Source organism: Micromonospora sp. ATA51, from assembly GCF_016802855.1.
Lineage (GTDB): Bacteria > Actinomycetota > Actinomycetes > Mycobacteriales > Micromonosporaceae > Micromonospora > Micromonospora sicca.
This window is the reverse complement of the sequence record NZ_JAEVHJ010000040.1, coordinates 25,640-32,403: the sequence shown is the minus strand read 5'-3', so window position 1 is coordinate 32,403 and position 6,764 is coordinate 25,640. Positions and strand designations below refer to the sequence as shown.

Annotated in this window: 6 protein-coding genes and 4 pseudogenes; 8 read left to right on the top strand and 2 right to left on the bottom strand. The window is 74.5% G+C overall.

Annotated elements, in window-relative coordinates:
* Positions 1-2: 2 nt before the first annotated feature.
* A pseudogene (locus tag JNW87_RS09785) lies at positions 3-62 on the top strand (hypothetical protein); the annotation flags it as partial.
* Positions 63-128: 66 nt separating this feature from the next.
* Here the strand turns inward: JNW87_RS09785 and JNW87_RS09780 are convergent.
* Positions 129-1,097 (bottom strand): annotated as a pseudogene (locus tag JNW87_RS09780) (MFS transporter); the annotation flags it as partial.
* Positions 1,098-1,144: 47 nt separating this feature from the next.
* Between JNW87_RS09780 and JNW87_RS09775 the strand changes: the two are divergent.
* The 3 genes and pseudogenes from JNW87_RS09775 to JNW87_RS40510 all read left to right on the top strand — a co-directional run bounded on the left by JNW87_RS09775 (position 1,145) and on the right by JNW87_RS40510 (position 2,625).
* Positions 1,145-1,636, top strand: a complete 492-nt coding sequence (locus JNW87_RS09775) for a MarR family transcriptional regulator (RefSeq protein WP_238453529.1) — start codon at positions 1,145-1,147, stop codon at positions 1,634-1,636.
* 92 nt (positions 1,637-1,728) lie between these two features.
* Positions 1,729-2,133, top strand: a complete 405-nt coding sequence (locus tag JNW87_RS09770) for a GNAT family N-acetyltransferase (protein WP_238453528.1) — start codon at positions 1,729-1,731, stop codon at positions 2,131-2,133.
* A 62-nt stretch (positions 2,134-2,195) separates the two neighbouring features.
* Positions 2,196-2,625: pseudogene (locus tag JNW87_RS40510) on the top strand (Hsp20/alpha crystallin family protein).
* Between the two features lie 126 nt (positions 2,626-2,751).
* On the opposite strand, the pseudogene JNW87_RS09760 reads toward JNW87_RS40510, so the two are convergent.
* Positions 2,752-3,594: pseudogene (locus JNW87_RS09760) on the bottom strand (helix-turn-helix transcriptional regulator); the annotation flags it as partial.
* A gap of 188 nt (positions 3,595-3,782) precedes the next feature.
* On the opposite strand from JNW87_RS09760, the gene JNW87_RS09755 reads away from it, so the two are divergent.
* The 4 genes from JNW87_RS09755 to JNW87_RS09740 are packed head-to-tail and all read left to right on the top strand — an operon-like array spanning position 3,783 to position 6,749.
* Positions 3,783-4,775 carry a tyrosine-type recombinase/integrase gene (locus JNW87_RS09755; RefSeq protein ID WP_238453526.1) on the top strand — a complete coding sequence of 331 codons (993 nt, stop codon included), beginning with the start codon at positions 3,783-3,785 and terminating at the stop codon, positions 4,773-4,775.
* Positions 4,776-4,826: 51 nt separating this feature from the next.
* Entirely contained in the window at positions 4,827-5,507 is a 681-nt protein-coding gene (locus JNW87_RS09750; RefSeq protein WP_238453525.1) for a TetR/AcrR family transcriptional regulator, read from the top strand.
* A gap of 28 nt (positions 5,508-5,535) precedes the next feature.
* A complete protein-coding gene (locus tag JNW87_RS09745) occupies positions 5,536-5,910 on the top strand; it encodes a VOC family protein (protein ID WP_238453524.1) in 375 nt (124 codons plus the stop codon).
* A 29-nt stretch (positions 5,911-5,939) separates the two neighbouring features.
* Complete coding sequence (locus JNW87_RS09740; RefSeq protein ID WP_238453523.1) at positions 5,940-6,749, top strand: LLM class flavin-dependent oxidoreductase; 810 nt, start codon at positions 5,940-5,942, stop codon at positions 6,747-6,749.
* Positions 6,750-6,764 lie beyond the last annotated feature (15 nt).

The window sequence follows — 6,764 nt, the reverse complement described above, 5'->3', positions numbered from 1 at the left end:
CGCTGGAGTACTCGGCGAGCGACTTCGCCGTCGCCCAGTTCGCCCGGGCCCTCGGCGACACCGCCACGTACGACACCCACATGGCGCGCGCCCAATGGTACCACGGTCTCCCAGATCGGGTTGAGGAAGCCCAGCGCGGCCAGCGCGAGGCAGTAGGCGGCGATGACCGCGCCGGCGGGCGCGGCGACGGCCAGCAGGAGCAGCGGCGCCGCGTACGTGGCGAGGCCCAGGTTGGCCACCAGTACGGGTCGGCGCGGTCGGGCTCGGGCGGCCAGCAGCGATCCGGCGAGCATGCCGACGGCGCCGCCCTGCTGCAGCAGCACCCAGACGCCCTCCCCGCCGAGGCGGTCCACCGCGATCACCGGCCCGAGGGTGAGCAGCACCGCGGCGGCGCCGTTCCAGACGCCGTGGGCGAGCAGGCTGCTCCAGAACCAGTCGCGGGAGCGCACCTCCCGCCAGCCGAGCGCCAGGTCGGTCCGGATGGACCGGCGGGGCACGGGAACGTGGCGGACGCGGATGACCGACAGCAGCAGCGCGCTGAGGGCGAACGAGAGGGCGTCCAGGACGAACGCCCAGCCGGGGCCGGCGGTCCAGATCAGCAGCCCGGCCAGGGCGGGGCCGAGCAGTCGGCTGGCGTTGGCGGTCACGCCCATCAGCGCGTTGGCGCGCTGCCGGGCGTCGGGCTCGACGGTGCCGGCGACCAGCGGTGACGCGGTGGGCATGGCGAAGGCGGAGGCCACGCCGCCGAGCGCGGCGGCCACCGCGATGTGGGTCAGCGACGGGGTGCCGCCGAGCAGTTCGGCGCCGACGACCAGTTGGGCGACGCAGCGCGCCAGGTCGGTGCCGATGGCGACGCGCCGGGCGTCGAAGCGGTCGGCCACCACGCCGCCGAGGGGCAGCAGGAGCAGCCGGGGGAGCATCGCGCAGCCGAGGACGAGGGCCAGCGCCGCGGTGGAGCCGGTGGCGCGGAGCACGGCGAGGGCCAGCGCGGTGGGCACCACCGCGTCGCCGACGGCCGAGACGGTGCGGCCGAGGAAGAGCAGCCGGAAAGAGCGGAGCCGGAGGGGATGGGTCACCCCCGCAAGGTAGTTCGACATCAAACATTTCGTCAACGAATATTTTGGTGTCGACGTATGCTGGTGCCGTGACCGACCGCGCAGACCTGCACGTACGGCGTTGGCTGCCCGTGCTGCCCGACCTGGACCCGGACGTCGAGGGCGCCGTCACCCGGATGCAGTTCCTCACCCGGCGCCTGCGTGCGGTCAAGGAACAGGCGTTGGCGGACCTCGACCTGCAGGAGAAGGAGTTCGGCACGCTGCACGCCCTGGCCGGGCGCGGCGGTCGGGCGGCGCCGTCGGAGATCGCCGCGGACCTCGGCATGGCTCCCGCCTCGATCACCGCTCGGGTGGACGGGCTGCTGCGGCGGGACTTCGTCCGCCGGATCCCCTCCGCCGTCGACCGGCGGCGGGTCGACGTGGAGCTGACCGACGCCGGCCGGGCCGCCTGGCTGCGCGCGATGGACGTCGTGGGCGGCGAGGAGCACCGCCTGCTCGGCGCGCTGGAACCGGACGAACGCCGGCTGCTGTCGGACCTGCTGCGCCGCGTCGTCCTGGTCGCCGACGGACCCGCCCGCTGAACGCCGCCACCACCCGGCCGCGGGCCGGCACCTGATCGGCCACGGTCCGGCGGAGACGGAAAAGCCGATGATTGCCCGGTGAGGATCGGGCGGTGACGACCTGGACGACGAGCCCCACCCACCCGGACGAGCCCGAGGCGGCGATCCTGCTGCGGGAGTACCTGACGGAGATGGTCCGCCGCTACCACCGGCGCCCCGAGCGACCGGGCGAGGTGGACGCGGCCCTGGCCGAGTCCCCGAGCGACGACCTGACGCCACCGACCGGGCTGCTCCTGCTGGCCCACCACGACGGGGAACTGGCCGGCTGCGCGGGCCTACGGTGGCGGCTCGGCTGGGCCACCCGATCCGACCCGGTCGAGGCCCGCACCCTGTACGCCCGCCACGGGTACGTCGAAATCCCCGCCTACAACAACGGCAGGTACGCCGAGCACTGGTTCGAGAAGGCGCTACCGGCCGGAGTTGACGACACCGACCCGGCGCGCTACATAAATAACTGAGGACTTGAGTCACCAAGACTCAACTTGACACCTTCGGCCAGGAGAACCGAGGAGGCACGACCATGCTGATGCGTACCGACCCGTTCCGTGAGATCGACCGGCTCGCCGAGCAGTTCTTCGGCACCACCGCCCGACCGGCGGTCATGAACCTCGACGCCTACCGCGACGGCGAGTGGTTCTACGCCGCCTTCGACCTGCCCGGCGTCGACCCGGACAGCATCGACTGCACTGTGGAGCGCAACGTGCTGACCGTCCGCGCCGAGCGGCGCCGCCCCACCGGGGACAAGGTCGAACTCGTCGCCGCCGAGCGGCCGATGGGCACCTTCACCCGTCAGCTGTTCCTCGGTGACACCCTCGACACCGACAAGCTGGAGGCGGGCTACGAGAACGGGGTGCTGACCCTGCGCATCCCGATCCGAGCGCGCCAAGCCGCGCCGGATCAGCATCACCGCGCCGGCGAACGGCAACGGGCGCAAGGAGATCAACGCCTGACCGTCGGACCGGCGGGGGCGTCCGACCCGGGCGCTCCCGCCGGTCGGCAGGCGGCGGATACAGCCCGGCGAGGGCGTGCGCGGTGGCGCTGAACCGCTCCCGCAGCTCCGCCGGGGCGAGCACCTCCACCTCGGCGCCCAGCTTGAGCAGCTCCACGTGCCCGTGCCTGACCGACTCGATCGGCACGGTGGTCTCCAGCCAGCCGGACTCGTCGGGCGCACCGGCTGCGGCGCGGGCGGCCCGGCTCATCTCCGGCGGGAAGACGTACGCCATGAACTCCAGCGCGGCCACCGTCATCCGCACCCGGGCCTCGTCGCGATAGACGCCGCGCTCGTACCGATCGGTCCACTCCCGCCAGAAGCCGGCCAGGTCGAAGTCGGCCGGCCGGTCGAACCCCTCGTCCAGCACCACCAGGTCGAGGACCGCGCCGACCCGGTAGGTGCGTACCTGCTCGCCCGAGCGGGCCACCAGGTACCAGCGGCCGGCCTTGAGCACCACGCCCAGCGGGGCGAGCACCCGGGTCACCTCCCGCGGGGCCTTCCACCGGCGGTAACGGACCTCGACCAGCCGGTCCTCCCACACCGCGCGGGCCAGCCCCGTCAGGTGCGGAATGGGCTCCGGGTTCCGGAACCAGCCCGGCGCGTCCAGGTGGAACCGCTGCCGGGCCCGGCCGCCCCGATCGGCCAGTTCGTCGGGGAGCGCGGCGAGCAGCTTCAACTCCGCCGCCGCGAGCACCGGGCCGAGGCCGAGGTCGGCGGCCGGACCGGGCATGCCGGCCAGGAAGAGCGCCTCGGCCTCCGGCGCGGTCAACCCGGTCAGCCGGGTCCGGTACCCCTCCAGCAGCCGGTACCCGCCGGCCGGACCGCGGTCGGCGTACACCGGCACCCCGGCGGCGCCGAGCGACTCGACGTCGCGGTAGACGGTCCGCACCGACACCTCCAGGGCGTCGGCGAGCTCCTGGGCGGTCATCCGCCCCCGGGTCTGCAGGAGCAGCAGCAGGGAGACCAACCGGCTGGCACGCACCGGCCGACCGTAACGCCGGCTCCGACCGGTGCCGACGCCGGGACGGAAGATCGCTCGGGGACTGTGACCTTTGCCGGATTCTCGCCGGGCGCGCCTCGTCGCCATTCGCGGCGAAGGCTGAGAGCCTTTCTCACATGCTGCGCCCCGACGTCCTGCCCCGCGGGTCGGTGCGGTCCGCCCTGCCCGGCGGGCCGACCGATTTCACCGAGGCGTGGCTGCGCAACCGGCGGCTGTCGGAGCACACCCGCGACGCGTACCGGCGGGACGTCACCGGCTGGCTGACCTGGTGCGCCGGGCGCGGCCTGGACCCGCTGCGGGCCAACTTCCTCGACGTCAACGCCTACGGCCGCGAACTGGAGTCCACGCTGGGGGTCCGCAGCGGCCGGCCGCTCACCCCGGCCACCGTCGCCCGCCGACTGTCCGCGCTGTCCAGCTGGTACGACTTCCTGGTCAAGCTGCGCGCCGTCGACGCCAACCCGGTCTCCGGGGCGGACCGGCCACGCATCGACCGGGACCACTCGGCCACGGTCGGCCTCACGCCGGAGGAGGTCGACGCCCTGCTCGCCGCCGCCGAGGCGGACACCGGCTCGACCGCCGCCCGCAACCGGGCCGCCATCGCGCTCCTGGCCGACCTGGGGCTGCGGGTCGGCGAGCTGATCTCGCTCGACCTGGCCGACCTGGGCGCCGAGCGGGGACACCGCAGCGTGCGGTTCGTCGGCAAGGGCGGCAAGGTCCGCCGGCGCGCGCTGACCCCCGGCACCGCGTACGCGCTGGACGCCTACCTGGCCGCCCGGGCCGCCGCGCAGGGGGTGACCGTGCCGGAGCTGACCGGCCCGCTGCTGGTCACCGCGACCGGCGGCCGGCTGGACCGGCACTCGGTGTTCCGGCTGGTGCGCCGGCTCGCCCGGGCGGCGGGGATCCCGGCCTGGGCGAAGCTGTCGCCGCACTCGCTGCGGCACGCGTTCGCCACCACCGCCCGCGCGGAGGGGGTGCCGCTGGAGGACGTGCAGGACGCGATGGGTCACGCGGACCCCCGCACCACCCGCCGGTACGACCGGGACCGGCACAACCTCGACCGCGACCCGGCGTACGTCATCTGGGCCGCGCGCGCCCGCCGGCGCGGCTGAACCCGGTAATTCCCTTGCCGGAGTGAGTGGTCACTCCGCACAGTGGGTGGCATGACCGACACCACTGATCGCCGGCGCCGCGCGCCGGGAATGACACCCGACCGGCGGCGCGCGATGATCGTGCAGGCGGCCCTGCCGCTGCTGGCCACGCACGGCGCGACGCTCACCACCGCTCAGGTCGCCCGGGCGGCCGGCATCGGCGAGGCGACCGTCTTCCGCGCCTTCGCCGACAAGGAGGCCCTGCTCGACGCCTGCGTGGTCGAGGTGCTGCGCCCCGACACGGTGCTCGACGAACTGGCCGCGATTCCGCTGACGCAGCCGCTCGGTGACCGGCTCTCCGACGCGGCGAGCGCGCTGCTCGCCCATTTCGACCGCCTCGGCGCCGTGCTCGGCGCCCTGCACGCGGCCGGACGACCCGGGCGGGCCGCCCCGGCGAGCAGACGGCGGCCGACGCCGAACGGGGGGCCGGCTCCGGATGGGCCCGGCCCGACGCCGGCGCGGCCCAAACCGGTCGGGGCCGACCGACCGTCCGCGTCGCGCGCGAGGAGTCGGCCCTGGCCGTCCGGGAGGCCGTCGCCGCCCTGTTCGCCCCCGAACGGGACCGGCTGCGGCTGCCCGCCGACCGGCTGGCCGGGCTGTTCCTCGCCCTGCTGCTGCCGGCCCGCCCGCCACTCGCCCTCGCCGCGCCGACCCCGGCCGAGCTGGTCGACCTGTTCCTGCACGGCGCGCTGAGCCGCGATCCGCTGCCCGGGGCGGACCGATGACCGTCACGCTCAACCACACGATCGTCCCCGCGGTCGACCACCGGGCGGCGGCCCGGTTCTTCGCCGACGTGATGGGCCTACCGATCCTGCCGCCGGCCGGCCGCGACGGCCACTTCGCCCCGGTACGCGTCAACGACCAGCTCACCCTCGACTTCGTCAGCGTGCCCGCCCCGGAGGGGCATCACCTCGCCTTCGACGTGGACCCGGACACCTTCGACGCGATCCTGACCCGGTTGCGCGACGGCGGCGTGCCGTACGGCAACGACCCGCGTACGCCCGACAACGGGCGCGTGGACCATCCACTGTGCGCCCGCGGGCTCTTCTTCCGCGACGACTCCGGCAACCTGTACGAGGTGATGTCCCCGGCCTGACCGTCACATCTGCGGATTACGGTGCGGCAATGCGACACGGACTGGAGATCTGCTGCGGCGGACCGTCGGTGACGGCGTCCCTCCTGGTCGAGTTGGGGGAACTGGCCGAGCGGGCCGGCTGGGACGGGGTGTTCTTCGAGGACTACCTCATCTACTACGACGGTGACGACCCGCCCACGTACGACCCGTGGCTGCTGCTGGCCGCGATCGCCGGGCGCACCAGCCGCATCCGGCTCGGCACCACGGTGACCTCGTTGCCGCGCCGACGTCCGGCGAAGCTGGCCCGGGAGGTGTTGACCCTGGATCATCTCTCCGCCGGCCGCGCCACCGTCGCGGTCGGCGTGGGCGACCCGAAGGATCGCGGCGTCGCGGGGTTCGGGGAGCAGACCGACCTGAAGACCCGGGCGGCGATGCTCGACGAGGGTCTCGACCTGCTGGTCGGTCTGGTCGGCGGCGAGCGGGTCACACACCAGGGCACCCACTACCGGGCCGACGGGGTGACGCTCCGGCCGGCGCGGTGCAGACGCCCCGGGTACCGGTCTGGGTGGGTGGCAGCACCCAGGCGAAGGCGGTGCTGCGCCGCGCCGCGCGCGCCGACGGGATCGTGCCGTACAAGCTCGCCGACACCGACGGCTGGTCGGACTTCAGCCCGGACGAGGTGCACGACCTGGTGGGCGCGCTGCCGGCAACCCGCGCCGACGGGGAGCCGTTCGACGTGGCGGTCGGCGGCCGCCGTCGCCGGCCGGACGAGCACGCCGAGCGGGCGTACGTGGGCGAGTTGGCGGCGGCAGGGGCGACCTGGTGGCTGGAGTTCATCCCAGCCGGCGACCCGGAAATGATGCGGGCGGCGGTGG

Bases quoted from the DNA above. Each gene is read 5' to 3' on its own strand.
- JNW87_RS09750 (WP_238453525.1), top strand. From the start codon at position 4,827: ATGACCGACACCACTGATCGCCGGCGCCGCGCGCCGGGAATGACACCC.
- JNW87_RS09740 (WP_238453523.1), top strand. From the start codon at position 5,940: ATGCGACACGGACTGGAGATCTGCTGCGGCGGACCGTCGGTGACGGCG.
- JNW87_RS09755 (WP_238453526.1), top strand. From the start codon at position 3,783: ATGCTGCGCCCCGACGTCCTGCCCCGCGGGTCGGTGCGGTCCGCCCTG.
- JNW87_RS09745 (WP_238453524.1), top strand. From the start codon at position 5,536: ATGACCGTCACGCTCAACCACACGATCGTCCCCGCGGTCGACCACCGG.